The organism is Leifsonia sp. L25 (assembly GCF_050632895.1).
In genome coordinates this window covers 1,964,858-1,990,880 of record NZ_JBODRZ010000003.1, presented here as the reverse complement: position 1 = coordinate 1,990,880, position 26,023 = coordinate 1,964,858, and the positions used below count along the sequence as shown (strand labels likewise).

The window sequence follows — 26,023 nt, the reverse complement described above, 5'->3', positions numbered from 1 at the left end:
CTACGTCCGGGTCGAAGGCTGCGTCCGCGCGGGCCGCCGCTTCATCGCCTGAGCGATGGCGAGCCAACCGCTCGTCACCAGCAGCACGATGGCCAGCGCCGCCATCTTCCATGCGTTCGTGAGCGCGTCGCCGGTGCTCGCGAGCGCGCCTGCCGGCGGGGCCGCGTCCGAGCTCACCGGGGCCACGCCCGCCTCATCGACCGACCGGTCGTCGAGGGGCGGCACCGTGATGTCGGTGTCGTCGTCGGAGCAGACGGCTCCCGTCAGGGGGTCGTCCTCGCAGACGCCCTCCGTCGTGATGGACGCGGTGTTCACGATCGACGTGCCCGGGCCCACGTCGGCACGGACGGCCGCCGAGACGACGATCTCGCGCCGCTCCCCCACAGCCAGCTCGCCGAGCTCCCACACCAGCGTCGAACCGGAGGACGCCGGGCCGGGCGCGACAGAGGACTCCACGAAGTCCAGGTGCTCGGGGAGGGTGTCGACCACGACCACGTCCGGTGCGGGGACGTCCCCGACGTTGGCGGCGACGAGCACGTAATCGAGGCGCTCGCCGGCGGTCACGGCCGTCCGGCCGTCGTCCTTGGCGATGGACACGGCGGGCAGCGTCAGCGGCTCCTGCGGCGGCGGGGTGACCGGCGCCGGGTCGCGGGCGAACGGGACCTCGAAGCCGCTCTCGAACAGGTTGGGGAGGACCGTCTTGATCTGGTCGTTCGCGGCACGGACTCCGCTGCCGAGCGGCGTCCCGCCGCCGAGGCCGTGTGCGAACATCTTGCGGAAGCCGAGCGTGACGGGACGGTCGAGCGGCTTCTTCTTGGTGACGTGGATGCTGCCGTCGGTCGACATCGTGGCCCCGAGGTAGTCGTCGTAGCCGGGCGTGGAGGCGGCGGGGTCGACCTCGAGGGTGAAGCCGCCGAGCGCGCCGGCATCCGTGAGGGTGACGCGGTCGGCGAACGTGAGGGGATCCGGCCCAAAGTCCGGGGTGGTCTCGAACCGCGCCAGCAGTGCGTCGAGTTCGGCGTGGAGGGCCGTCAGGTCGACGGGCTCGACCACGACCGTGACGCCATCGGGGCCCATGGTCCGCCGGTCCACGGAGAAGTCGCTCAACTCGAGGTACGGCAGCGGTTGCGAAACGTTGTCCCGCGCGAACAGGTGCCACGCTGCGATCTGCGCGGCGAGCATGATGTCGGACGCCTCGGCGGTGCGGAACGTCAGCGGCTGCGAGCCGTCGGCGGCGATCGAGAGGCCGCGCTCGGCGGCGAGCTGGAGGCCGGCGTTCAGGGTGCGCGAGATCCGAACCGCCGTCTCTTCGGGCACCAGGGTCGTCAGGTCGAAGTACTCGGAGCCGTCGGGCACGCGGTAGTCGACGTGGAGGATGTCGATGCAGACCAGGACGCTCTCCGGAAGGTAGGCGCCGGAGCCGGGGTCGCGGCCGAGGAAGTAGTACGGCATCCCGACCACCGGGTCCCCGTTGGAGTGCCGCAGCGCCGGGAGGGGCAGTCCGGCGTGCGCCGCCTCGATCCGCTCCACGTCCAGGCGGACGTGGCTGTAGAGGCCGCCGTAGAGGGTGGGCCTGGTGTCCCAGTCGACGCCGGCGATCGCCCCCGGCCGGGCGTGCGCCGCCCTCGGTGCCTCCGCGAGCGCGGCGAGCGCGACGCCCTTCGTGACGACGAATGCGATCGCCGCCGTGATCCGTGTTCCGATCCGTTTCATGTTGCGAGCCTTTCGAACGAACGGGCCAGGTTTCGGCCCGCACCTTCAGGCTCGGCGACGCGTGCGGCGCGGAGGGCGGACTGTGCACGGATCTCCACGTCCCGCCGCGGGATCGGCACGGATCGTCAAGTCGCGGACGGTCGCGGCGACCGGCCGGGGAGCGGTCGGCGGTCAGCGGCCGGTGAACTCGTCCATCGAGCTGTAGACACCGAACAGCCGCCCGGCCACGAGGTCCCAGGCTCGGGTGGGGAGGACGCCCTTCAGCGTCTTCGCGAGCCCGACCGACCACGGCAGCAGCAGGACCGGCTTGCCCGCGAGCATCGCCCGCCAGACCCGGTCGACCACGTACTCCGGGGTGAGGATCGGGGTGAGCAGCGGCCCGCGGGCGCCCTCGAACATCCCGGTGTCGATGTAGCTCGGCGCGACGGTCGTCACCTTCACGTGGCCGTAGCCCTGCTGCTCCAGCTCGAGGCGGAGGCTGTCGCTCCAGTTGATGACGGCGGACTTGCTCGCCGCGTAGACGCTCATGCGCGGGTTGGCCAGGGTGCCGGCCGCCGAGGCGATGTTGACGATGCGCGCCTCGCGCGGGCTGCCGATCATCCCGCGCAGGAACTCCCGCGTCGTGTACATCGGCGCGAGCGCATTGACCTGCATGGTCGCGCGGGTGTCGTCGCCGTTGTCGTGGTCCCAGAAGAACTTGCCGCGCACGATGCCCGCGTTGTTGATGAGCACGTCCACGCCGCCGAGCTCCTTGCGCACCGACTGCGCGGCCTGGGCGATCCCGCCCAACTCGCGGAGGTCGACCACGTGCGGGTGGATGCTCGTCCCGGCTGCCGTGCCTCCCGCCGCCGAACTCGGGGAGCCTGCTGGGGCGCCCCACGCGGTGACGGTGCGGCCCGCGAGCACTTCAGCGCGCAGACGATCGGTGAGCCGGGTGAGGCCGGCCTCGTCGCGATCCCACAGCACGACGTCGCGGGCGCCCTCCCGGACCGCGCGCTCCGCGTAGAGGAGGCCCATCCCGGAAGCCGCACCGGTGATCAGGACGCGTGCGCCTCGAACCGTTCTCGCCATTCGTCCATCATCTCAGGCCCTCTCACCTCCGGCGAGGGACCGCCCGATATGCGGCCCTCGCAGCGGGGTCGAGGTGCTCGGTCGTCGCCGGGGCCGGTCGTGAAGAAGCGCTGGAGGAAGACCGCGTCGGCGGGGTCGGCGACCGACGCCAGCGCCTCCATGACGGCTACGGCGGTCTGCTCCGTGGTCACGAGAGCACTCTAGGTGTTCGGAGGGCGGCGTGGTTTCGCCGGTGGCGCGAGTCCGCGGGGTGCTGTGATTTCGCGGGGTCCTGTGATTTCGCGGGGTGCTGTGATTTCGCGGGGTGTCCGGCGTTTCCCGAATGAACGGACACCCCGCGAGCAGCCTCCCCGCCAGCCGCACCGGTCGGCACGAGCACGTCCCGGCATGTGAGAGAGCGGGCGTCCGGGAATCCATGACGCGGCGGGAGGAAATCCTTTCCTCGGCACACTGCGGCGTTTTCGTGCGCGACCAGCCCCGGCTGCGCAGATTTCCGCCGAAACTGTCAAGAAATCGCCCGGACTTCGCGGTTAGGCTCGGATCGGAGCGCGGAAAGCTGCGCTCCATCGCAGTGCCGCTAGCGCGGCCGATCGTACGACGGGAGGTTCGTCATGTCTCAATTCGTCCCGCAGTTCACTGCAGGAGCCATTGTCGGGGAGCCCGAGGTCGTCGAGGACGCCCGCTCCGTCCGCGAGGTCGCGACGCATCCCGCGTGGCTGCGGCTCAAGGAAGCGGCGACCGCCCTCCAGGCGCTGCAGGTCAAGGACGGCTCGGTCGAGCAGGAGTCCGACAAGGCCGCCGCCGCCGAGCTCACCGCGACGATCGTCGACGCCGTCGCCGAACTCGCCCCGTTCTTCCCGCACGACGCGGCGTACCTCGACGCGCTTCGCCGCGACTTCGGCCGCTGGGCCCACGAGGGCTTCGGGGTGCCCGACTTCCTCGACGCGCTGAACGCGTTCCAGCCGCAGCAGCACCGCGTCGACGGGCTCGGCCACCTGGTCGTGTTCCCGATGTACACGCAGAACGGCAGCACGAACCGGTTCGTCGAGGCCGTGCTGGTGGAGGTCATCTGGCCCGAGTTCGTGGCGGCGCTGGAGGCCGGCGACTACGGCAACAAGCTGTTCGTCGCGCTGCGCTTCGTGGACTTCACCCCGGGCTACGACACCAACTCCGCGGTGCTGTTCCCCGAGACGGTCGCGATGCGCGAGATTCCGTCGTTCACGTGGGGTGCGATCTTCCAGGACCGGGAGGCCGCCCGCTACCGGCGGGTCGTGGCCGCTGCCGCACAGATCACGAAACTGGAACTCCCGGAGGATGCCGCCCTCATGCTGGAGGACCAGCGCCTGACGGAGGAGACGTTCGTGATGTGGGACATCATCCACGACCGCTCCCACATGCGCGGCGACCTGCCCTTCGACCCGTTCATGATCAAACAGCGGATGCCGTTCTTCCTCTACTCGCTGGAAGAACTGCGCTGCGACCTGACCGCGTTCCGCGAATCCGTCCGCCTCCAACGCGAACTCGGCGCCCTGCCCGAATCGGAACTGTCCCCGGCGCAGAAACAGATCCGCGACCACGCCAAACTGGTGCAGTACGCGGTGATCTTCGACCGGATCTTCCGGTTCGCGATCACCGGCAGCCGCATCCGCAACTACGACGGCCTCGGCGGCCAGTTGCTGTTCGCCTGGCTGCACCAGCACAACGTGCTGCACTGGACCGACACCCAACTCACCATCGACTGGGATCAGGTCCCCGACGTGGTCATCGCCCTCTCGGACCGCATCAACGACCTGTACTGGCGCTCCATCGACCGGCCCAAAGTCGCGCACTGGCTCGCCGCCTACGACATGCTCACCCAGACCCTGACCCCGAACCCGGCGTCGGTGTGGGCACGCGGACTGCCGGACGAAGTCCTCGCCGGACCACCCAAGGGATACACCGACGCCGTCCTGGACGACGAATTCCCCCTCTCCATGTTCTACGAAGCCCTCAACAAGAAGATGGCCACCGTCATCCAATCCACCTCCGGCATCACCGGAACAACGGACGAGGCGTGACGGATCAGGAAGGTTCGGCGTCGGCGCGGTTCTCACCCGAAGGAATCGCGCCGGCGCCGGCGAACGGCGTCGCCGGGCGCCTCGTGCTGATCGCCGGCGCGACCAGCGCGTCCGGCGAGGCGGTGGCGCGCGCGCTCACGGCGGCGGGCGCGACCGTGCTCGCGGTCGGCACCCGGCAGGAGGCGCTGGACTCCCTGGCGCAGGCCGTCCCCGGCGTCGACACCCGGGTCTGCGACTTGGCCGACCGCGACGCGGTGGCCGAGCTGGCGATGCGCATCCACCTCAAGTTCGGGCGCGTCGACGGCCTGGTGCACCTGGTCGGCGGCTGGCGCGGCGGTGGCGGCATCGCCGGGCAGAGCGACGCGGACTGGGACTTCCTCTTGCGCGGCTTCCAGACCCTGCGGAACACCACGCGCGTCTTCTACGACGACCTTGTCGCCTCCCCTGCCGGCCGGCTGGCCATCGTGTCCTCCACGGCGGTCGACAAGCCGTACGCGGGCGGCGCGAACTACGCTGCGGCCAAGGCGGCGGCGGACGCGTGGACACGCGCTATCGCCCAGGGCCTCGGCAAGGAGGCGCCGCAGTCGGCGGCCGTCGTCTTCGTCGTCAAGACGCTCGCCGGCCTGGAGGAGCGCCTCGGTGAGGAGGTCGTGCGCCTCTGGGACGTCGACGCTGCGCCGTTGAACGGTGCGCGCCTCCCCGTCGCCCTCTGACATTCGTGCCGAATGTCCACTTTCGCGGGGCCGTAACGCACATTCGTGCCGAATCGGGGCCGCGCTTTCAGCGAATCTAGGATGGAACAGTGACGCTTCAACTCCATGACCTCAACCTGCGCGGCTTCGCGTCGGACAACTACGCGGGTGTGCACCCGGAGATCCTCGACGCGATCGCCGCCGCCAACAACGGGCACCAGATCTCCTACGGCGAGGACGTGTACACCGAACGCCTCCATGAGGTTTTCGCGCAGCACTTCGGCGACGGCGTGCAGGTGTTCCCGGTGTTCAACGGCACCGGCGCGAACGTCGTCGGCCTGCAGTCGATGGTGCCGCGCTGGGGAGCGGTGATCTGCGCCAAGACCGCGCACATCAACACCGACGAAGCCGGAGCCCCCGAGAAGGTCGGCGGGCTCAAGCTGCTGACGGTCGAGACCCCGGACGGCAAGCTGACGCCCGAGCTCATCGACCGCGAGGCCTGGGGCTGGGGCGACGAGCACCGTGCGCAGCCGCTCGCCGTCTCCATCACGCAGACCACCGAGCTCGGCACCGCCTACAGCGTTGAGGAGATCCGCGCGATCGCCGACCACGTGCACGCCCGCGGCATGAAGCTGCACTTGGACGGCGCCCGGATCTCCAACGCCGCCGCCACCCTCGGCGTGCCGCTGAAGGAGTTCACCACCGACGCCGGCGTCGACGTGCTCAGCTTCGGCGGCACCAAGAACGGGATGCTGTACGGCGAGGCCGTCGTCGTCCTCAACCCGGCCGCGTCCGAGGGCCTGCTCTACCTGCGCAAGCTCAACATGCAGCTCGCGTCCAAGATGCGGTTCATCTCCGCGCAGCTCATCGCCCTGCTGCACGACGACCTCTACCTGCGCTCGGCGTCGCACGCCAACGCGATGGCCTCCCGGCTCCGTGGCGCGCTGGAGGCCGGGATCGCGGACGGCAGCATCCAGGGCGTCGGCTTCAGTCAGGCCACCGAGGCGAACGGCGTGTTCGCCACGCTTCCGGCCGGCGTCGCGGACCGGTTGCGGCAGCACTTCCGGTTCTACGACTGGGATGCGGCCCGCCACGAGGTGCGCTGGATGTGCTCCTTCGACACCACCGAGCAGGACATCGACGACTTCGTCGCGGCCCTGGTCGCTGAGCTGGCGGCCTGATCGGGCCGCACCCCCTCTACTGGGGACAGGCCGGGGTACAAACATGTCCTCCATTTGGCCGACACATGCGATAGTCTCTAAGAGTCGACGGAGGAACCCGAATAATCCTCCAGCGATAACCCCGAAACGTATGCCGGGCTGTGTGGAGTAACCCTAGTATCCACACCGCCCGGCATCGTGGTTAACGCCTGTCGTATCAGCCGAACCTCGGGGAGGGTCAGGTCGCGGGCACCGGCACGCCACCGCGCCAGGTCACCGGCACGGCATGGAGACCGCGGTAGGCGGCCGCGTCGTCCCAGGAGTGGAACAGCATCCAGTCCTTCCCACGGAAGGTCACCAGGTCGGCGCCGCCCGGGCCGAGGTAACGACCTCCACTGCCGGCCGTCGACACGATCGGGCCCGTGTGCTTCGCGTACGGGCCGAGGAGGCCGGCCGCCGTGGCCGCGCCGGTCGCGTACGAGTCGCCGCCGTAGTCGTTCGCCGAATACAGCAGCACGTACGAGCCGGCGTGCTTCACGATCACGGGCGCCTCGACCAGGTGGCCCTCCCAAGGCTCGGTCTGCTTGATCAGCTTCGTGCCGGCCCCGACCAGCGCGGTCCCGTCGGCGGAGAGCCGCTGCGCATGGATCCAGGTGTCGAGCCCGCAGCAGTTGCCGTCGTTCTTCCACACCAGGAACCGGGTGCCGTCGTCCTCCGTGAACACGCTCGCGTCGATCGCGCCGCCCTCATCGACCGGGCAGACCAGCGGAGTGGCGGACGGCGACGTGAAGGGGCCGGCCGGGTCGGTCGCGAACGCGGCGCCGATGCACTGACGGCCGCTGGCCGCGTCCGTCGCAGTGAAGTACAGCGCGAACCGGCCGCCCGGGAGCGCGGCAGGCCCGGGAGCCCAGGTCTTGCCCGGCGTGGCCCACGACGGCAGGTCCGGGAGGGCATCGGTATCGCTCATCGCCCAGTGCCGCATGTCGGCGCTCGTGGCGAACTGGACATTCTTGCCCGGCGCGTTCGTCGCGTACGCGTAGACGCGGTCGCCGACCACGAGCGCACCCGGGTCCGGGAAGTCGCGGTCGAGCTGGAACGCGGCGGTCGTCGGCGACGCACTCGGCGCTGCAGCGTCCGCCGAGCACCCCGCGAGCGCCCCGAGAGCGAACGCGGCGGCGAGCACAGTGCCCGCCGCCGCACCGACCCGCCTGCGCCTCACCCCTTGACCCCGCTGGTCGCGACGCTCTCCACGATCTGCTTCTGCGCGAAGAAGAAGAGGATGAGCACCGGGACCGACGCGACGACCGCGCCCGCCATGACGATGGCGAAGTGCGTCGAGTAGGCGCCCTGGAGCTGGGACAGTCCAGGCTGCAGCGTCAGGTTCTCCGGGCTCAGCAGCACGTACACCGGCCAGAGGAAGTCGTTCCAGTTGGCCAGGAAGCTCAGCACCGCGAGCGTCGCCAGCGCAGGCCGCGCCAGCGGGACGACGATCTGCAGGAAGATGCGCAGGTCGCCCGCCCCGTCGATGCGCGCGGCCTCCTCGATCTCGGCGGGCAGCCCGATGAAGAACTGCCGCAGGAAGAACACACCGAAGGCGCTCGCGGCTCCCGGGATGGTGATGGCCCAGATGGAGTCGAGCCAGCCCAGGTTCTGCACGATGAGGTAGTTCGGGATGAGGAAGATGACCGGCGGCACCAGCAGCGTCGCCACGATCAGGCCGAACACGATCCGCTTGCCCACGAACTCCAGCCGGGCGAGCGCGTACGCGGCGAGGGAGGCGGTGACCAGGATGATCACCGACTGCAGCGCCGCAGCCGCCAGGCTGTTGAGGAACCAGCGGAACACCGGCTGCTGCCCGTTCGCGATGGTGGCGTAGGCGTCGAACGAGAACGGGTTGGGCAGCGCCGAGTACGGGTTGCGGATGGCGTCGCCGTCGGTCTTGAACGACGTCAGCAGGATCCACAGCAGCGGCAGCAACACGAGGAGCGCCAGCACGATCAGCACCGCGTAGAGCACGCTCTTGCGGAGCGCCTGCTGCGGGGTCTGCTTGCGCCGCGCCCGGATGCGCCGGCTCGGCTCGGCCCCGTCCGGGGCGGGTCGCCCGGAGTCCGGGCGGGAGGTCACGGTCGTCATGAGGCGCTCTTCTCTGACCGCTCCCGCTGAATGCGGAAGTTGACGATGCTGATGATGGCGAGGAAGGCGAACAGCACGTAGCTCATGGCCGATGCCGCCGCCATGTTGTTCTGCGACAGGCCCTGGTCGGCGATGTACATGATCGCCGTGCGGGTCTGGTTGCCCGGGCCGCCCTTGGTGAGCAGGAACGACTGGCCGAACATGTTCGCACTGGCGAGGATCGTGATGGTCACCACGAAGGTCATCACCTGCCGGAGGCCCGGGAGGGTGACGCTGAGGAACTGGCGGAACGGACCCGCACCGTCGAGCGCAGCGGCCTCGTAGAGGTCGGCGCTGATCCCCTTGAGGCCGGCCAGGATGATGACGGTGTTGAAGCCCATCGTCCACCAGACCGTGACGCCGACCAGTGAGATCCACGCCCAGGGCACGTCGACGGTCCAGGGCAGGTTGTCGGGCAGGCCGATCATCCCGAGCACGTGGTTGACGATGCCCGACTGGGTGTCGAGCAGGTACTTCCAGATCACGCCGATGACGGCGACGCCCAGCACGTACGGGGCGAAGAAGATCGCGCGGAAGAACGAGCCCGCGCGGATGCGCTGGTTCAGCAGCACGGCGACCAGCAACGGCACGAGCAGCAGGAACGGCACGCTCGCCACGGTGAAGATGCCGGTGGCGAGCATGGACTGCCAGAAGTCACCGGAGGTCGCGCTGCCGGGGGTGAACAGCTCGAGGTAGTTCTTCAGCCCGACGAACGACTGCGTCGCGCGGAACGGGCTCCAGTTGGTGAGGCTGATCCACAGGCCGAAGACGGCCGGAGCCAGCACGAACACCAGGAACAGCACCAGGAACGGCGCCAGGAAGAGGTAGGCGACGCCCGTGCGACGACGGCCGCCCGGCCGTCCGGCCGCACCGCGTGCGGACCGGGTCGACCGGGCGGACCGTGCCGAACCGCGCGGGCGGGGCGCCCCGGTCTCCCGGGGCGCCACCAGCGAGTCGGTGTCAGTTGCCATAGGTGTCTTTGTTCTGCTTGATCAGCGCGTTCGCCTTGGCGACGGCGTCGTCGAGCGCCTGCTGCGGGCTCTTCTTGCCCGTGATCGCCTCGTTCACCGCGGTGGTGATCGTGGCCTCCACGCTGCTGATGCCGGGCGCCGTGCTCTCGTAGTGGGCGTACGGCAGCTCGTCGAGGAACGGCTTCAGGGCCGGGTAGTCCTTGACCAGCTTGGGGTCGTCGCGCACCGAGTTCTTGGCGGGCAGCTCACCGGTCTTGGGCCAGTCGGCCGAGTTGTCGTTCATCCACTTGACGAACGTCGCGGCCGCGGCGGTCTTGTTCTTGTCCTGCCCCTTGTTGTTCATGAACATCCAGTGGGTGGAGCTCGACCACACGGCCTTCTTGTCGCCGATCTGCGGCACAGCAACGGCCTGCCAGTTCAGCTTGCCGAACGCGGTGTTCGTGGTCTGCCAGACGCCGTTCCAGTTGAACGCGGTCTTGCCGGCGATGAGGGCGTTGATGTTGCCGTCCTGGGCGACGTTCGACGGGCTGTAGCCGTTCTTGATGAGGTCCGTCATCCAGGTCAGCGCCTTGACTCCGGCCTCGGAGTTGAAGGTGGCCTTCGTGACCGGCTTGTCGAAGAGGTCGCCGCCGTACTGCCAGAGCAGGCTCTCGAACTCGAAGGTGCCGGTGAACACGTAGCCGTCCACCCACTCGCCCTGGACTCCCGCCGTCTTGAGCTTGGCGAGGGCCGCCTCGTAGGAGGCCTTGTCCGCGGGGATCGAGCTCGGGTCGACGCCGGCCTTCTGGAGGACGTCCTTGTTGACGTAGAGGCCGAGCGGCGTCACGCTCCACGGCACTGCGTACTGGGCGCCGTTGTACTTGCCGGCGTCCATCAGGCCCGCGGGGAAGTCGTTCGCCGAGTAGCCGAGGGACTTGACGATCGAGTCGGCCTTCAGCACGAGGCCCTGGGCCGCGTAGGTGGCGATGTCGTCGCCGTGGCCGACGGCGACGTCCGGGCCCTTGCCGGCCTTGACCGCGAGCGGCATCTTCTGGGCGATGTCCGACCACTGCATCGGGACGTCCTTGACGACGATGTTCTTGTGCTCGGAGTTGAACTTGTCGATCATCTTCGGCACGAGGACCGGGGCGGCGCCGCCGGTCCAGCCGTTCCAGAAGCTGATGGTCACCTTCGGGCCGGTGTAGTCGCCCGAGGAGACCTCGGAGCCTCCGGAACCCGAGTTGCTTCCGCACGCCGTCAGCGCGAGGCCCAGCCCCACCGTGACGGCGGCTGCGACCGCGCGCACCGCGAATCGCTTCTTCATGTGATCTCTCCCTTGAGTGCTCCCCGCAGCCGCTGAGATGCGGCGGTCTGTTCCGAGGAGGGGCCGATGGTGTCCCTGCATGTTTACAGCGCTAGATATTTGCTGTCAAGCGGTAGCGGATTTCCTCCGACGGTACACTCGTGCTCACAGTGCCACGGAGACAGGAGCCGACATGGCTGTTCGCTTGCAGGACGTCGCGGAGTACGCGGGCGTCTCGATGAAGACCGTCTCCAACGTCGTGCGCGACTATCCGCACGTCAGCGCCAAGATGCGCGAGCGCGTCCAGAAGGCCATCGACGAGCTCGGCTACCGGCCGAACGTCATGGGCCGTCGCCTGGCGACGGGGCGCACAGGACTCATCGCGCTGGCCTTCGCCGACGTGCGGATCCCCTACTTCGCCGAGCTCGCCCGGGTCATCGCCGACGCCGCGGAGGAGCGCGGCTACCGCGTGCTGCTGGAGCAGACCGAGGGCACTCTGGACGGCGAGCGCGCGGTCGTCTCGGCCAGCGAGTCCGGGCTGGTCGACGGGATGCTCTTCCAGCCGAGCCTGATGAACTCGACAGAGCTGGCGCAGAACCGCGCGGACATCCCTCTCGTGGTGCTCGGCGAGAACGCGGCGCCGCTCACCGTCGACCAGCTCATGGTGGACAACGTCGCAGCGGCCCGCACGGCGACGGCGCACGTGATCGCGCACGGCCGCCGCCGGATCGGCTTCGTCGGCCACGAGGCCGGCGGCCTGACGCGGACCTCCACCCTGCGCATCGCCGGCTACCAGCAGGCGCTCGAGGAGGCCGGGATCACGCCGGAACCGGGCCTGCTGATCTCCACCACGGCGATCAGCGCGTCCAGCGCGGTCGCCGCCGTCGGGGCCGCCCTCGACGCCGGGCTGCAGTTCGACGGGCTGGTCTGCCGCGATGACCTCGCCGCGATCGGCGCGCTGCGCGCCCTGCACGAGCGCGGGGTGCGGGTGCCGGAGGACGTGGTGGTGACGGGCTGGGACGACACCCCGATGACCGAGGTCACCTACCCGTCGCTGACGTCCATCGCCCCGGACATGCGGGCACTGGCCTCGCGGGCCATGGACATGCTGCTGGAGCGCGTCGCCGGTTTCGGGGGCGTGGGGCGGCACGAGCTCGTCCCGTACACCCTGGTGACGCGGGAGAGCGCGCCCGCGATTTTCTGACTTTACAGCGCTGGATAGTTGCGGCATGCTTGGGGCGTGCTCGACTCCATCCCCACCAGACACCGCTCGTCCGGACCCGCCCTGCGCGCCAGCGACCAGGACGGCAGCCACCCGCGGCCGCAGCTGATCCGGCCCGCGTGGCTCGACCTGGGCGGCACCTGGACCTTCGCGTTCGACGACGACGACCGCGGCCACGCCGAGCACTGGGAGCGCCGCGACGACTTCCCCGGCCGGATCGAGGTCCCGTACCCGTCGGAGTCGCCGGCTTCGGGAGTCGGGGACACCGGCTTCCACCCGGTCGTCTGGTACGCGCGCCGCATCGCGGTGGACGACCTCCCCGAGGGCGAGCGCACGCTCCTGCACTTCGGCGCGGTCGACTACCGGTGCGAGGTCTGGATCGACGGCCGGCTGGCCGGCCGCCACGAGGGCGGCCAGACGCCCTTCACGTTCGACATCACCGACCTGATCGAAGGCGACGAGCTGACGATCACCGTCCGCGCCGAGGACGACCCGTTCGACGTCTCCCAGCCGCGCGGCAAGCAGGACTGGCGCGAGCGCCCGCACTCCATCTGGTACCACCGGACCACCGGGATCTGGCAGCCGGTCTGGCTGGAGGGCGTGCCCGCCCTCCATGTGGCCCAGGTGCACTGGAGCAGTGACATCCACCGCGGCATCGTGACCGCCGACCTGCGATTCTCCCAACGCCTCCCCGAGGGGTCGCGCGTGCGGCTGGAGCTGGCGCACGTCGAGCAGTCGCTGGCGTCGGTGGAGGTCGTCGTCTCCGGCACGCGCGCCGAGCTCGTCGTGCCGGTCGCCCGGCAGCAGAACGGCCAGGCCTACGAGGAGCTGCTGTGGTCGCCGCAGCGCCCGACCCTGATCGACGCCACCATCGCGGTGACCGCGGGCGGCGCGACCGGCGACGTCGTGCACTCCTACCTCGGCCTGCGGTCGATCGCGGTCGAGAACGGCCAGTACCTCCTCAACGACCGGCCGGTGTACCTGCGGTCGGTTCTCAATCAGGGCTACTGGCCGCAGTCGCACTCGGCCGCTCCCGACTCGGAGGGGCTGCGGCGCGAGGCCGAGCTCATCCTCGAGCTCGGCTTCAACGCGGCCCGACTGCACCAGAAGTACGAGGACCCGCGCTTCCTGTACTGGGCCGACCGGCTCGGTCTCCTGATCTGGGCGGAGGCGCCGGCGGCCTACGCGTTCGACGCCGACGCGGTCGAGCGGACGATGGCCGAGTGGATCGCCATCCTCGACCGTGACCGTTCGCACCCGTCGATCGTCACCTGGGTGCCGCTCAACGAGAGCTGGGGCGTGCAGCACCTCGCCCACGACCAGCGGATGGTCGCGTACGCCAAGGCGCTCGTCCACACCACCAAGACGCTCGACCCGTCCCGGCCGGTGGTGTCCAACGACGGCTGGGAGCACGTGGAGTCGGACATCCTGAGCATCCACGACTACGACGCCGACCCGGAGGCGGTCCGCGAGCGGTACCGTTCGCGCGAGCACATCCTGAGCTCGTCGCACACCTTCCCCGGCCGCAGGCTCGTCGTGGACGGCGCGCAGCGGCTGGATGTGCCGATCATGCTCACCGAGTTCGGCGGCATCTCCTACATCGAACGGCCGAGCGACGACGCCTGGGGCTACTCGTCCGCCGCGACGGCCGACCAGTTCGCCGACCGGCTCGACGCGCTGTTCGACGCCGTCCGGGCGAGCGACGGGCTCGCCGGCTTCTGCTACACCCAGCTCGCCGACACCGGCCAGGAGACCAACGGGCTCGTGTTCGAGGACCGGAAGCCGAAGGTCCCGCTCGCGCGCATCCGCCGGGCGGTGACCGGCCAGGAGGCCTGAAGCACCATCCATCCATCCAGACGAAGGAGTCTTCATGCGCACCACGACAATCGCTCTCGCGATCGCCGCCACCGTCGCACTGTTGCCGTTCGCGCCCGCGACGGCCGCGGAGCCTGGGGCGTCGTCGCCAGGGGGCTCGCCCGGCGTCGCGGCCGGTGTCTCGGCGTCGGGGCGCCCCGCGATGCCGGGGAGCTACCAGAACCCGATGACGCTGAAGCTCCCTCCGGCGAGACGGCGGAGAGCTGCGCCGACCCGTCGGTCATCCACGGCGCCACGAACGGCGACACGGACTGGTACCTCTACTGCACGACCGACGCGCTCACCGCGACCGAGAAGGCTGCGGACGGGTCGCTCGTGATGCACAACGTCCCGATGTACCGCTCCGCCGATCTCACGCACTGGAACTACGTGGGCGACGCGTTCCCGCAGAAACCGTCGTGGCTCGGAGCGAACGGGTCGATGTGGGCGCCGGATGTCGTCTTCCGCAACGGCCGCTACTTCCTCTACTACGCAGCCTCCGACTCGGCGCTGCCCGGCGGCGGCTCGGCGGTCGGCGTCGCGACCAGCGGCAGCCCGACCGGCCCGTGGACCGACACCGGCACCCCGGTCGTCGCCCCGCAGGCGCATCCGGCCGACCCGAACGCGCGGCGCTGGGAGTTCGACCCGGAGGTGATCACGACCGGCGGCACGAGCTACGTCTACTTCGGCAGCTATTTCGGCGGGGTCTTCGCCCGGAAGCTCAGCGCCGACGGCCTGGCCTCCATCTCGTCCACCGAGACGCCGATCGCGATCGACAACCGGTACGAGGGCACGAACATCGTGCAGCACGACGGCTGGTTCTACTTCCTCGGGTCCGCGACGAACTGCTGCGCGGGTCCGCTCACCGGTTACAGCGTCTTCGCCGCGCGGTCGCGCAGCCCGCTCGGGCCGTTCGTCGACCGGGACGGCGTGCCGATCCTCGCCAACCGCGTCGGCGGCACCCCGGTGCTCGCGCAGAACGGCAACCGCTGGGTCGGCGCCGGACACACCGCCGTGGTCACCGACTTCGGCGGCCAGGACTGGATGGTCTACCACGCAGTCGACAAGAACGACCCGTACTACGCGGGCGACGTCGGCTACACGAAGCGCCCGGTGCTGATCGACCCGCTCGACTGGCAGGGCGGCTGGCCGTCGGTGCGCGCCGGGGCGGGACCGTCGGACTCCGTCATGCCCGGCCCGGCGGCACAGCCCGGTCAGCGTACGGCGTACAAGCCGGCGTACGCCCCGGACCCGCGTCCCGGCCGCCCCGACCTCGCGCGCTCGACCGAGTTCGACGGGACCGCGCTCGGCGCGAACTGGAGCTGGGTGCGCCGGCCCGACCCGTCCACCTACGCGGTGAAGGGCGGGACGCTGACCTGGCAGACCCAGGCGGCCGACCTTCAGCCGCCCTCCACTCCGCTCGCGTCGGTGCTCACCGAGGCGGCGCCGTCGGGCGACTACGTGGTGGAGACGAAGGTGTCGGTGAGCACGCCGAACGACGGCAGCGTCCACAACTACGTGCAGGGCGGCCTCATCGTCTACGGCGACGACGGCAACTACGTGCGGCTGACGTCCAACAGCATCTGGAACACCCGGCAGACCGAGTTCGGCAAGCACGTCGCGCCGGTGCCCGCGGGATACCCGAGCTATGGGAACGGCGTGGTCGGGCCGGTCGCCGACCGGACATACCTTCGCATCGTCCACCGTGTCCAGCAGGGGACGGACACCTACACGGCGTACACCAGCATCGACGGCGGCCACTGGGACCGCGGCGACACCTGGACCGCCGACCTGGGTGCGCATCCCCGCATCGGGCTGATCTCGCTCGGCGGCGCCGGGTACACGAGCAGCTTCGACTACGTGCACGTCAGCGCGCTGGCGGGAGGGCCGGCGCAGTAGGAGCGGCTCAGCCCGCGGGCGCCGTCCAGTACGCGTGGCGCGATGCCGGACGGAAGCCCAGCCTGGAGTAGAGCGCATGGGCGGCCGCGTCGTCCGCAGCACCTGGAGTCACCAGGTGCCGGACTCCGCGGCCGCCTGCTGCGTCCGCGAGGGCGACGGCGAGCGCGCGGGGAAGGCCCCGGCGGCCGCGGGCAGGGGCCCCCGTCGACAGTGTCCGCTGCCGCGGCCGGCCGCGAAGGCGTACCGTTCGTGCCATGACCGACACGAAGGACGCCGCGCCCGCCGCCGAACCGTTCCCCGCCGCGGAGATCGCGGGCCTGAAGGCCAAGACCGTGGCGCACGTCGTCCACTACCGCAGGAAGACCTACGTCACCCTGCCGTCCGAGGGCTACGCCCTCCTGAAGCGCGTGCGGACCCTGCTGCGCGACGGCACCACCGACCTGGTCCCGCTGGTGCACCGCGACGGCTTCGTGTGGCTGGCGATCGGGCCGAACATCCCGATCGCGGTGGACGAGGTGGAGACCGACAACGGCGAGAGCGAGAAGCACACCCTCAAGCGACTCGGGCTGCGCTGACCGCCGCCGTCGGCCGCGCGATTGGACCTACTGCGGGCATCGGGCCGGGACTATGCTGACGCCGTGAGCGCAGACGCCGGCTTCGCACCCCGCACCGCCCGACGCGGCGGGACGCCCGCGCGGACGCGTCGCCGGGTCGCCGCCGCACTCGTCGGGGTGGCCGTGCTGGGCCTCCTGACCGGCTGCGACCTGCTGGCCCCGCAGGACACCAAGTACATCCAGGAGACCGCGGACGGCGTGAACGGCGACATCGGCCCGATCTTCATCGGCAACGCCGTGCTGCTCACCGCCCAGTCGTCCTCGCCGGTGAGCCTGGTCGCGACCCTCGTCAACCAGGGCGAGTCGAGCGAAGACGTGCGCATCGTGACGCCGGCCGGCTCCGAGACCGTGACGGTGAAGGCCGCCGAGTCGGTGCAGCTGGGCACCTCCGACGGCCAGACCGTCACCTTCGACGGCCTCGACGCCAAGCCGGGGTCGCTGTCGCCGGTGACGTTCCAGACCAGCACGATGACGGAGACGCTCTACGTACCGGTGCTGGACGGATCGCTGCCGCAGTACCAGGACCTGGTGCCCTGAGCGCTGCGCCGCGTCAGCGTCGCCCAGGCAGCGGCCGGGCGCGCGGGAAGTGCCACCACAACTGGGGCATCACCGCGCCCGTTTCCTGAGAACTCCATCACCGTCGACCGGCGACGACTCAGCGGGGAGGTCGTAGGTTGGAGCGTCAGCCAACGAGGAGGTCGTGTGTCGCAGCAGGTTCAGGAGGGGTCGCTCCAGCTTCGGGGGACGCTCTTCGACGGGGACGATCGCACGGACGTCGGGTCGCTCGCCGAGCTCATGGAGGAGTTGCAGACGTCGACCGCGTTCGGGTACCTCGAGATCCAGGACCCCGACCGACTGCAGCTCGCCGAGCTCGCCGACCGCCTCGGCGCGCACGACCTCGTCCACCCGCCCGCGTCGGCCTCCGCCGGGCACATGCCGATGGTCGCCGGCGAGCACGTGCGCCTCTCCACCCACCGGGTGCAGCTCGAGGAGCCGACGTTCCAGCTCGTCGTCGCCGACCTCCACATCTACGTGCTGCCGCGGCTGCTGATCCTCGACCACGACGGCGACTTCGACTTCGAGCCGCTGCGCGCGCGGCTGACCACCGAGAAGCGGCACCGCGACCAGGGCGTCGGCTGGCTGCTGTGGATCGTCCTCGACCAGTTGCTCGGTGAGGCCGGCGCCGCACTCAACGCCCTGGACGACGAGCTGGACGACATCGAGGATGTCCTCCTCGCCCCCGGCGCGAAGCCCGCCGTGATCCAGAACCGCGTGTACCAGCTCCGCAAGTCGGCCTCCCGCCTGCGCCGCTGCCTCCTTCCGCTCCGCGACGCGGTCGACGCACTGCTGCGCCGCGAGGCGGACTGCGTCAGCTCGGGGCTGTTCCCGCTGTTCCAGGGCCTGTACGACCGCGGCGTGCACCACGTGGAGTGGGCGGACTCGCTGCGCGACCTGGTGACGGCGCTGTCGGACACGCAGATCGCGATGGAAGGCAACCGCCTCAACGTGATCATGAAGAAGGTGACGAGCTGGGCGGCGATCATCGCGGTCCCGGCGGCTGTCACCGGGTTCTATGGGCAGAACCTGCCGTACCCGGGGTTCAACTCGATGGGCGGCCTGTGGATGTCCACGCTGCTGATGGTCGTGGGCTGCGGCGGGCTGTACCTGACGTTCAAGCGGAAGGACTGGTTGTAGGGCGCCAGAATTCGGAGACACGTCACCGAATTCTGGAATACTCTCCCAGGTCCATGTGTTCACATCGACATAGCCGGGCAATGGAGCCTCGTGATCCCGTATTCACCGTCGAGGAGTTCCATCCCATGTCGCTGACCGACACCATCACCCGCACCGCCGACACGTCCTTCCCGCTGCTGCCCGCGCTCGCCGAGCGCTGGAGCCCGCGCGCCTTCGACACCGAGGCCGTGATCGACGACGACAAGCTGACCGCCGCCCTGGAGGCCGCACGCTGGTCGCCGTCCGCCAACAACACGCAGCCGTGGCGGTTCATCGTCGCCCGGCGCGGCGGCGAGGCGTTCGACGCCATCGTCGCCAACCTGATGGGCTTCAACCAGGCCTGGGCCGGCGCGGCCGGAGCGCTCGTCGTCGCCCTCGCCGAGGTCGTCGACGCCGAGGGCAACGAGCGTCGCTGGGCGACCTACGACGTCGGCCAGGCGGTCGCGCACTTCAGCGTCCAGGCCCACCACGACGGCCTCCACACGCACCAGATGGGCGGCTTCGACCCCGCGGGGATCCGCGCGGCGTTCGACATCGAGGAGCGCTTCGTGCCGGTCTCCGTCACCGCCGTCGGCATGCTCGGCGACGTGGACTCGCTGCCCGAGCCGCTGCGTGAGCGCGAGCTCGCCCCGCGCACCCGCAGTGCGCTCGACGAGGTCGTGCTCGTCAACTCCTGAGACACTCCCGCCCCGCAAACCCGGAAACCCCCGTACCCGGAAACCCCCGCAACACGCGAAGGAGGGCACGTCGCGAACGCGACGTGCCCTCCTTCGCTTTGAGAACTACGGCCGCACGAGCGTCTTGATGGCGCGGCGCTCGTCCATCGCGGCGTACGCCTCGGCGATGTCCTCCAGAGGCAGCTCCAGGTCGAACACCTTGCCCGGCTCGATCGCGCCCGACCAGACGTCCTGCAGCAGCTCCTCCACGTAGTTGCGGACGGGGGCGACGCCGCCGTTCACGCCGACGTTCGTGCCGAACAGTGTGCGGATGGGCAGCTCGGCGCCGCCGTTCGGGACGCCGACGTAGCCGACCATCCCGCCAGGACGGGCCGACCGGATCGCCTGGTCCATCGACTCCTTGGTGCCCACGGCCTCCAGGACGCAGTCCGGGCCGACTCCGTCGAACAGCTCCTTGACGGCCGCGATCCCCTCATCGCCGCGCTCGGCGACGATGTCGGTCGCGCCGAACTCGCGGGCGAGCGCCTGGCGCGACTCGTGCCGCGACATGGCGACGATACGGGAGGCGCCGAGCCGCTTCGATGCGAGCACGGCGCACAGGCCGACCGCGCCGTCGCCGACCACGACGACCGTGCTGCCCTCGGTGACGCCGGCGGAGACCGCGGCGTGGTGGCCGGTGCCCATGACGTCCGACAGGGTGAGGAGGCTCGGGATGAGCTCCGCCCGCGGGTACTCCGGGGTCGCGACGAGCGAGCCGTCGGCGTGCGGGACGCGGACCTTCTGGCCCTGGCCGCCGTCGGCGAAACCGCCGAGCCGGTCGTCGGCGCCCCACCAGCCGCCGTGCAGGCACGAGGTGCTGACGCCGTTCTTGCAGTTCGCGCAGGTCATGTCGCAGTCGTAGAACGGGGCGATCACGAAATCGCCGACCGAGATCGTGCTCACGTCGGAGCCGACCTCCTCCACGACGCCGACGAACTCGTGGCCGATGCGGCGCGGTGACGCAGTCGGGGTGACGCCGCGGTACGGCCACAGGTCGGAACCGCAGACGCATGCGGCGACGACGCGCACGATGGCGTCTCCGCCGGTGGAGAGGACGGGGTCGGGGACTTCTTCGAGGCGGACGTCGCGCTCTCCGTGGATGATGGTCGCAAGCATGCCTCCCAGCCTACGCGAGGCAGGTGAATACCCCTCTCTGCGGGCCAGAGGACCGCCCGGTGGATGCCCTAAGCTCGCATCCGTGCTCCGCGGAACCCCGCCGCGACGAGCCGAGGAAGGATCGCCCGTGCCCGACGTGTCGCGACGTGCCGTGACGGCGCTGCGCACGCTCGTGCTCGGGGTGTCCGAGCGCGGCGCCACCGAGCCGCTGACCGTCCGGCTGCGGCCCGTCGAGCCGATCGAGGCGGTCGATCCGGTCGGCGCCGGGCCGTCCACGACACCGGCCGCCGTCCGGCCCGGCGCCGTGACGCTGCGGCCGGCGACCTCCGCGGACGAGCCCTTCCTCCGGCGCGTCTTCCGGGACGCCCGGCGCTGGGAGCTCCCGGGGGCGCAGAGCGCCGAGCTCGACCCCGCGCTCGGCCCCAAGTACCGCGCGCACTCGGCCGACCGTCGCGACCGCTACCCCGACGCCGAGACCTCCATCGTCCTGGAGGGCGCGGAGCCGGTGGGCACCGTCACGCTGCACCACGAGGACGGCCGCACGCATGTCGTGGAGCTCGCCGTGCTCGCCGATCGGCGCGGCCGCGGAATCGCCTCCAGCGTGCTGACCGGGCTGCTCGCCGCGCACCGCCGGCTCACCGTCACCGTGTGGGAGGAGAACCGCGGCGCGCAGCGACTCTACGAGCGGCACGGCTTCGCGGTCGTCGCGGAGCAGTTCGGCTATCTGCTGATGGCGACGGGGGCCGACCGCTGACGGCCGGCCCGCGCCTGCGTGACTAGGCCTCCTCGCGGACCGGTGCGACGGTCAGCCGCTCGCCGGACGGGTCGAGGTCGACGCGCACTGTGTCGCCGTCGCGGATCTCGCCGGCGAGCAGCTCGGTGGCCAGCCGGTCCTCGATCTCCCGCTGCATCAGCCGACGCAGCGGACGTGCGCCGTAGATCGGGTCGTAGCCGCGCTCGGCCAGCCAGCGCCGGGCGTCCGGGGTGACCGCCAGCTCCAGCCGACGCTCCTCCAGCCGCCGCATCAGGCGGTCGATGTTCAGCTCCACGATCTCGCCGAGCTCCTCCTTGCTGAGCGCCGAGAAGACGACGATGTCGTCGAGCCGATTGACGAACTCCGGTTTGAACGCCTGCCGCACCATCTGCAGCACGGCCTCCTCGCGCTCGGTCTCGTTCAGGGTCGGGTCGACCAGGAACTGGCTGCCCAGATTGGAGGTCAGGATCAGGATGGTGTTGCGGAAGTCCACGGTGCGGCCCTGGCCGTCGGTGAGCCGGCCGTCGTCCAGCACCTGCAGCAGCACGTCGAACACCTCCGGGTGCGCCTTCTCGACCTCGTCCAGCAGGATGACCGAGTACGGTCGGCGCCGCACGGCCTCCGTGAGCTGGCCGCCCTGCTCGTAACCCACATAGCCGGGAGGGGCGCCGACGAGCCGCGAGACGGAGAACTTCTCCCCGTACTCGCTCATGTCGATGCGCACCATCGCCTTCTCGTCGTCGAACAGGAAGGCGGCGAGCGCCTTCGCCAGCTCGGTCTTGCCCACGCCGGTCGGGCCGAGGAACAGGAACGAGCCGGTCGGGCGTCCGGGGTCGGAGATGCCCGCCCTGGTGCGGCGCACAGCGTCGGAGACCGCCTGCACGGCCTTCTTCTGGCCGATGATGCGGCGGCCGAGCTCGTGCTCCAGGTTCAGCAGCTTCTCGGTCTCGCCCTGCGTGAGCCGGTCGACCGGGATGCCGGTCCACGCGGCCACGACCGCGGCGATGTCGTCGGCGGTCACCTGCTCGTTCACCATGCGCGGGTGGCTGTGCTCGGCCTGCTCGGCCTCCGCCAGCTCGCGCTCGATGTTCGGGATGGTCTCGTACTCGATCTTGGAGGCTTCCTGGTAGCGGTCGTCGCGCAGCGCGAGGTCGCGGCGGGTCTTGGCCTCCTCGAGCTGCGAGCGCAACTCGCCCACCCGGTTGAGCGCGGCCTTCTCGGCACGCCAGCGCTCCTGCAGTTCCTCGAGGGTGTCCTCCTGCTCGTGGAGGCGCTGCCGGAGCTGCTCGAGGCGGTCCTTGCTCGCGTCGTCCTTCTCCTTCTTGAGCGCGAACTCCTCCAGCTTCATGCGCTCGACCTGGCGTTGGAGGGTGTCGATCTCCACCGGGGCGGAGTCGATCTCCATCTTCAGCCGGCTGGCGGCCTCGTCGATCAGGTCGATCGCCTTGTCCGGAAGCTGGCGCGCGGTGATGTAGCGGTTGGAGAGGGAGGCCGCGGCGACCAGTGCGGAGTCCTCGATGGTGACCCCGTGGTGCGCTTCGTAGCGGCCCTTGAGGCCGCGCAGGATGGCGACCGTGTCCTCGACGCTGGGCTCTCCGACGTACACCTGCTGGAAGCGGCGCTCCAGAGCGGCGTCCTTCTCGATGAACTCGCGGTACTCGTTGAGCGTGGTGGCGCCGATCAGCCGCAGCTCGCCGCGGGCCAGCATCGGCTTGAGCATGTTGGAGGCCGCGACCGAGCCCTCCCCGCCGCCGGCGCCCATCAGGATGTGCAGCTCGTCCACGAAGGTGATGATCTCGCCCTCGGCGTCGTTGATCTCCTTGAGGACGGCCTTCAGCCGCTCCTCGAACTGGCCGCGGTACATCGCGCCGGCGACGAGCGCAGAGAGGTCGAGCGCGACGAGCTGCTTGCCCTTCAGCGAGTCGGCGACGTCGCCGGCGACGATGCGCTGGGCCAGCCCCTCCACGACGGCCGTCTTGCCGACGCCGGGCTCGCCGATGAGCACCGGGTTGTTCTTGGTGCGCCGGGTCAGCACCTGGCTCACGCGGCGGATCTCGGCGTCCCGCCCGATGACGGGGTCGAGCTTGCCGCTCTTTGCGATCTCGGTGAGGTTGATACCGTACTGTTCGAGCGCGCTCTTGGCGTCCTCCTGCGTGGAGGGGGCGCCCTGCATGTTCGCCATACTCCTGGGTTTCCTTTCGAAGTCCTGTGACAAAGTTGAGTCTAATAGGCTCAACTTTGGTTGTGCCAGGGGTATTCCGACGCGACTACCCTGACTCACATGATCGACCCGTTGGACGCGCGAGTGGTATTGCTCGACGGCCAGACCGCAGCCACGCTCGCGCAGATCCTCCCGCTGCTGCTGCTGACGCTCATGGTCGAGCTGCGGCGCGTGGAGGTGCACCGCCGCGGGCGCATCCGGCTCACCCGCACGCTGCTGGGGGTGTTCTTCCTGGTGTTCGGGATATTGGAGACCGGGCTCGTGCTGTCGATCGACGGCACGCTCATCCCGTTCGAGTGGACCGATCTGGCGCTGGGGCTGGTGATCTTCGGGCTGCTGGGCCTGCTGTTCTGGCTGTCGCTGCTGGACGCGCCCAGCGCGAGGAAGCGCACACGGGACGACGCACGCGCCGAGCGGCCTCACTCCTGACCTGCCGCGGGGCACGTAGACGCCCTGAAACGTGCTCGTGGGGGCCTTTACGCGCCCCTCGGCGGTGGTCGGTCAGGGCGTGGTCGGGGGCTTGCGGCGCGTGAGCAGCAGGATGACGACTCCGAGCAGGGCCAGGACCACGATGCCGACCGCGATGCCGATGACCAGGCCGAGGTTGTCGTCGGACCCTGCCTTGGTGGGAACGGACGTCGACGCCGTGGAGGTCGGCGCGGGCGCGGCGGCGCCGGGGGTCGCCACGACGTTCGACCGGGCGGCGCAACCGGGCGCGGCGCTGCCGGGCGCAGCCGACGTTCCGGCCGGCGGGTGGTACGTGAAGCCGTACGACCCGGACGCCGTGTGGCCGTCCTCCGAGACGATCTGCCAGTCCACCGTGTACGCGCCCGCGGCGCCGAGCGCGACCGGCGCCGTCATCGTGGCGTCGAGGATGGTCGGGCATCCCGTCTCGTAGTGCCGGCCGCCCGCCGTGACCCGGAGGATCGCGGACGACCCGTCTCCGCCCAGGTCGAGCACGCGGTCGTTGAACGTCAGCTTCACCTGGGTGAGCGGTTCGGTCTGCGTGGCGCCGCTCGCGGGCGAGGCGTCCACCAGGTAGTCGTGGGCGCTCGCGGCGACGGAGGGCGCCAGAGCCAGCGCGACCGTCGCCAGGATGCCGCCGATCCCGGCGAGCACGCGCGTCGTCATTCTCGTCATGTCACTGCTCCTTCGGGGCCGCCGCCGTGCGCGGACGGCGGGTGGCGGCGAACACCGCGACGACGAGCGCGATGGCGCCCAGCGCGAGTCCGCCGATGCCGAGGCCGATCGCGACCGCCGCAGCGCCCGGCGAGGCGGCGGCGGGCGCGGTCGCGCCGGAGGTGGCGAGCACTCCCGACGAGGTGCCGTCCGCGGCCGGGGCCGCGTCGTTGAGGTAGACCGTCGGCGCGGGGTGCTCGGGCGCCGCGCCGGAGGCCGGCGTCTTCTGGTCCCAGTTCACGACGGTGCCGTCCGAGTAGTACTGGTGGACCGGGAGTTGGATGCTGCCGGTGTCGGGCATCGCGCCCGCCGAGAAGACGAACTGCTGGAACTGGCCCGGCGCCACCTGCACGCCGGACGCGGCTGTCCAGACGACCTTGACCGGGGCCTCGTTCACCGTCCCGTCGTCGGTCTTGATCGGCTTGGCGAGCTTCTCGGTGACCACCTGGGTGCTCCAGCCGGCGATGGGCTGATACACGACCGAGCCGAGCGGCGTGTCGGTCGGGAGGTCGACCTCCAGCTTCACGGTGCCCGCGGTCGCCGACTCGGTGGGGACCGTGAAGGTGAGCGTCGCGTAGCTGCCCGGCGCGGCCTGGTTCGGGCCGACGGTGACGTGCGCACTGGCCGCGAGCGGCCCGGAGAGAGTGAGGGCGACGGCGGCGAGCGAGGCGGCGCCGGCGATGCCCAGCGTCCGGACGCAGGAGGTGCGGGTGCGGGTGTGCGAGGTGCGGGTGCGCGCGGTCGTGCGCGCGGAGGTACTGTTCATGGGTTCGTCCGATTTCTCGGCCGCGCGGGGCGACCGGGTGGGGAGGTCGTGAGCTGGCTTCCCCGGACGGCGACGAGCGAAAGCGTTCAGCCGGCCGGGACGACGACCCGCGGCGGACCCCGGTGCCGAAGCGTCCCGAGCAGGGCTTCCACGGCGTGCAGGGTCGCAGGGACGGTGTCGATCGGCGTGGGGACACGGCCCGGCACCACCGGCGCCACCGCCGCGACCCGGTCGGCGAACCGCCGCAGCCGGAAGAACGTGAAGCGCGCGACGGCGAGCAGCGTCCGCTCGGCACGCAGCAGCACGGCGATCGTCAGCGCGGCGGCCGCGGCGTGGGCGAGCCACATCCAGACGTCCTCGCCGAGGAAGGCGGGGCCGACCGTCGCGGTGTCGGACACCGCAGCCGCGCCCGGCACGAGGGTCAGGTGCATGCCCGCGTGCAGGTGGCCGCCCATCGGCATTCCGCTGAAGCTCGCCGACGGGCTCAGAGCGAACAGGGCGTGGAAGAGGAACTGGCTGACCACTACGGAAAGCGTCACGCGCCAGAGTGCCACCCGACGGCCGACGAGGACGATGCTCGCGAGCGACGAGAAGACGAGGCTGAGCGCGAGGGCGACGGCGCTGGGCGCCTGTCCGCCTCCCGCCATGTGGAACAGCGCGGCGACGAGCGTCGCGACGCCGGCGGCCGCGAAGCCGCGGGCGACCCGTGCTCCGCGCGAACTCATGCGTCCCACTCTACGCGGCGTCGAAGACTCCGCCACGCGCGCGAACGCGACCGCCGAGCACCCCGGGGTCGGAGAATGCTCGGCGGTCGGGTCGGGCCGGCGGGG

25 protein-coding genes are annotated in these 26,023 nt (G+C 70.6%); 12 read left to right on the top strand and 13 right to left on the bottom strand.

The window, feature by feature from the left end:
- The 3 genes from ACRAWC_RS13990 to ACRAWC_RS13980 all read right to left on the bottom strand — a co-directional run bounded on the left by ACRAWC_RS13990 (position 1) and on the right by ACRAWC_RS13980 (position 2,975).
- The gene (locus ACRAWC_RS13990; RefSeq protein ID WP_431348268.1) at positions 1–1,713 is read right to left on the bottom strand and encodes a hypothetical protein; all 1,713 of its coding nucleotides are present in this window, start codon (positions 1,711–1,713) and stop codon (positions 1–3) included.
- Positions 1,714–1,884: 171 nt separating this feature from the next.
- On the bottom strand, positions 1,885–2,784 hold the full coding sequence (locus tag ACRAWC_RS13985; RefSeq protein ID WP_431348267.1) for an SDR family NAD(P)-dependent oxidoreductase: 900 nt from the start codon (positions 2,782–2,784) through the stop codon (positions 1,885–1,887).
- On the bottom strand, positions 2,751–2,975 hold the full coding sequence (locus tag ACRAWC_RS13980; RefSeq protein ID WP_431348266.1) for a hypothetical protein: 225 nt from the start codon (positions 2,973–2,975) through the stop codon (positions 2,751–2,753). Before ACRAWC_RS13980 ends, ACRAWC_RS13985 begins: the two co-directional genes overlap by 34 nt.
- 420 nt (positions 2,976–3,395) lie before the next feature.
- On the opposite strand from ACRAWC_RS13980, the gene ACRAWC_RS13975 reads away from it, so the two are divergent.
- From ACRAWC_RS13975 to ACRAWC_RS13965, 3 genes are all read left to right on the top strand, one after another.
- Entirely contained in the window at positions 3,396–4,841 is a 1,446-nt protein-coding gene (locus ACRAWC_RS13975; RefSeq protein ID WP_431348265.1) for a DUF6421 family protein, read from the top strand.
- 44 nt (positions 4,842–4,885) lie between these two features.
- Positions 4,886–5,554, top strand: coding sequence for an SDR family oxidoreductase (locus ACRAWC_RS13970; protein WP_431349445.1), 669 nt, complete (start codon positions 4,886–4,888; stop codon positions 5,552–5,554).
- Between the two features lie 89 nt (positions 5,555–5,643).
- Positions 5,644–6,714, top strand: a complete 1,071-nt coding sequence (locus tag ACRAWC_RS13965; RefSeq protein ID WP_431348264.1) for a threonine aldolase family protein — start codon at positions 5,644–5,646, stop codon at positions 6,712–6,714.
- A 217-nt stretch (positions 6,715–6,931) separates the two neighbouring features.
- Here the strand turns inward: ACRAWC_RS13965 and ACRAWC_RS13960 are convergent, their stop codons facing one another.
- The 4 genes from ACRAWC_RS13960 to ACRAWC_RS13945 are packed head-to-tail and all read right to left on the bottom strand — an operon-like array spanning position 6,932 to position 11,139.
- A complete protein-coding gene (locus ACRAWC_RS13960; protein WP_431348263.1) occupies positions 6,932–7,912 on the bottom strand; it encodes a glycoside hydrolase family 43 protein in 981 nt (326 codons plus the stop codon).
- Positions 7,909–8,826 (bottom strand): carbohydrate ABC transporter permease, encoded by a 918-nt coding sequence (locus ACRAWC_RS13955; RefSeq protein ID WP_431348262.1) that lies wholly within the window; start codon positions 8,824–8,826, stop codon positions 7,909–7,911. Before ACRAWC_RS13955 ends, ACRAWC_RS13960 begins: the two co-directional genes overlap by 4 nt.
- Positions 8,823–9,836 (bottom strand): carbohydrate ABC transporter permease, encoded by a 1,014-nt coding sequence (locus ACRAWC_RS13950; protein WP_431348261.1) that lies wholly within the window; start codon positions 9,834–9,836, stop codon positions 8,823–8,825. The genes ACRAWC_RS13955 and ACRAWC_RS13950 overlap by 4 nt, the downstream gene beginning before the upstream one ends.
- The gene (locus tag ACRAWC_RS13945; protein WP_431348260.1) at positions 9,826–11,139 is read right to left on the bottom strand and encodes an ABC transporter substrate-binding protein; all 1,314 of its coding nucleotides are present in this window, start codon (positions 11,137–11,139) and stop codon (positions 9,826–9,828) included. The genes ACRAWC_RS13950 and ACRAWC_RS13945 overlap by 11 nt, the downstream gene beginning before the upstream one ends.
- Before the next feature lie 172 nt (positions 11,140–11,311).
- Here ACRAWC_RS13945 and ACRAWC_RS13940 point away from each other — a divergent pair, with 172 nt between their 5' ends.
- From ACRAWC_RS13940 to ACRAWC_RS13930, 3 genes are read left to right on the top strand one after another with little or no spacing between them, the layout of a single operon-like run.
- Positions 11,312–12,322 (top strand): LacI family DNA-binding transcriptional regulator, encoded by a 1,011-nt coding sequence (locus tag ACRAWC_RS13940; RefSeq protein ID WP_431348259.1) that lies wholly within the window; start codon positions 11,312–11,314, stop codon positions 12,320–12,322.
- 36 nt (positions 12,323–12,358) lie between these two features.
- The gene (locus ACRAWC_RS13935; protein ID WP_431348258.1) at positions 12,359–14,176 is read left to right on the top strand and encodes a glycoside hydrolase family 2 protein; all 1,818 of its coding nucleotides are present in this window, start codon (positions 12,359–12,361) and stop codon (positions 14,174–14,176) included.
- 6 nt (positions 14,177–14,182) lie between these two features.
- A complete protein-coding gene (locus ACRAWC_RS13930; RefSeq protein ID WP_431349444.1) occupies positions 14,183–16,093 on the top strand; it encodes a family 43 glycosylhydrolase in 1,911 nt (636 codons plus the stop codon).
- Positions 16,094–16,100: 7 nt separating this feature from the next.
- Here the strand turns inward: ACRAWC_RS13930 and ACRAWC_RS13925 are convergent, their stop codons facing one another.
- Complete coding sequence (locus ACRAWC_RS13925) at positions 16,101–16,349, bottom strand: GNAT family N-acetyltransferase (protein WP_431348257.1); 249 nt, start codon at positions 16,347–16,349, stop codon at positions 16,101–16,103.
- On the opposite strand from ACRAWC_RS13925, the gene ACRAWC_RS13920 reads away from it, so the two are divergent.
- The 4 genes from ACRAWC_RS13920 (at position 16,348) to ACRAWC_RS13905 (ending at position 19,118) form a co-directional block, all read left to right on the top strand.
- On the top strand, positions 16,348–16,668 hold the full coding sequence (locus ACRAWC_RS13920) for a hypothetical protein (protein ID WP_431348256.1): 321 nt from the start codon (positions 16,348–16,350) through the stop codon (positions 16,666–16,668). The two genes, ACRAWC_RS13925 and ACRAWC_RS13920, sit on opposite strands and share 2 nt — an antisense overlap.
- Before the next feature lie 63 nt (positions 16,669–16,731).
- Positions 16,732–17,244 (top strand): hypothetical protein, encoded by a 513-nt coding sequence (locus ACRAWC_RS13915; RefSeq protein WP_431348255.1) that lies wholly within the window; start codon positions 16,732–16,734, stop codon positions 17,242–17,244.
- 165 nt (positions 17,245–17,409) lie between these two features.
- Complete coding sequence (locus ACRAWC_RS13910; RefSeq protein WP_431348254.1) at positions 17,410–18,402, top strand: CorA family divalent cation transporter; 993 nt, start codon at positions 17,410–17,412, stop codon at positions 18,400–18,402.
- A 125-nt stretch (positions 18,403–18,527) separates the two neighbouring features.
- Positions 18,528–19,118, top strand: coding sequence for a nitroreductase family protein (locus ACRAWC_RS13905; RefSeq protein WP_431348253.1), 591 nt, complete (start codon positions 18,528–18,530; stop codon positions 19,116–19,118).
- Positions 19,119–19,223: 105 nt separating this feature from the next.
- On the opposite strand, the gene ACRAWC_RS13900 is transcribed toward ACRAWC_RS13905, so the two are convergent.
- Positions 19,224–20,273, bottom strand: coding sequence for a zinc-dependent alcohol dehydrogenase family protein (locus ACRAWC_RS13900; protein WP_431348252.1), 1,050 nt, complete (start codon positions 20,271–20,273; stop codon positions 19,224–19,226).
- A gap of 127 nt (positions 20,274–20,400) precedes the next feature.
- Between ACRAWC_RS13900 and ACRAWC_RS13895 the strand changes: the two genes are divergently transcribed.
- Positions 20,401–21,027, top strand: coding sequence for an N-acetyltransferase family protein (locus ACRAWC_RS13895; protein WP_431348251.1), 627 nt, complete (start codon positions 20,401–20,403; stop codon positions 21,025–21,027).
- Between the two features lie 22 nt (positions 21,028–21,049).
- On the opposite strand, the gene ACRAWC_RS13890 is transcribed toward ACRAWC_RS13895, so the two are convergent.
- Positions 21,050–23,209, bottom strand: coding sequence for an ATP-dependent Clp protease ATP-binding subunit (locus ACRAWC_RS13890; RefSeq protein WP_431348250.1), 2,160 nt, complete (start codon positions 23,207–23,209; stop codon positions 21,050–21,052).
- Between the two features lie 99 nt (positions 23,210–23,308).
- Between ACRAWC_RS13890 and ACRAWC_RS13885 the strand changes: the two genes are divergently transcribed.
- Positions 23,309–23,677 (top strand): hypothetical protein, encoded by a 369-nt coding sequence (locus ACRAWC_RS13885; RefSeq protein WP_431348249.1) that lies wholly within the window; start codon positions 23,309–23,311, stop codon positions 23,675–23,677.
- Positions 23,678–23,749: 72 nt separating this feature from the next.
- On the opposite strand, the gene ACRAWC_RS13880 is transcribed toward ACRAWC_RS13885, so the two are convergent.
- The 3 genes from ACRAWC_RS13880 to ACRAWC_RS13870 form a co-directional block, all read right to left on the bottom strand.
- Positions 23,750–24,388 carry a copper resistance CopC family protein gene (locus ACRAWC_RS13880; protein ID WP_431348248.1) on the bottom strand — a complete coding sequence of 213 codons (639 nt, stop codon included), beginning with the start codon at positions 24,386–24,388 and terminating at the stop codon, positions 23,750–23,752.
- 1 nt (position 24,389) lies between these two features.
- Positions 24,390–25,193 (bottom strand): YcnI family copper-binding membrane protein, encoded by an 804-nt coding sequence (locus tag ACRAWC_RS13875; protein WP_431348247.1) that lies wholly within the window; start codon positions 25,191–25,193, stop codon positions 24,390–24,392.
- A gap of 86 nt (positions 25,194–25,279) precedes the next feature.
- On the bottom strand, positions 25,280–25,918 hold the full coding sequence (locus tag ACRAWC_RS13870; protein ID WP_431348246.1) for a hypothetical protein: 639 nt from the start codon (positions 25,916–25,918) through the stop codon (positions 25,280–25,282).
- Positions 25,919–26,023: the final 105 nt, after the last annotated feature.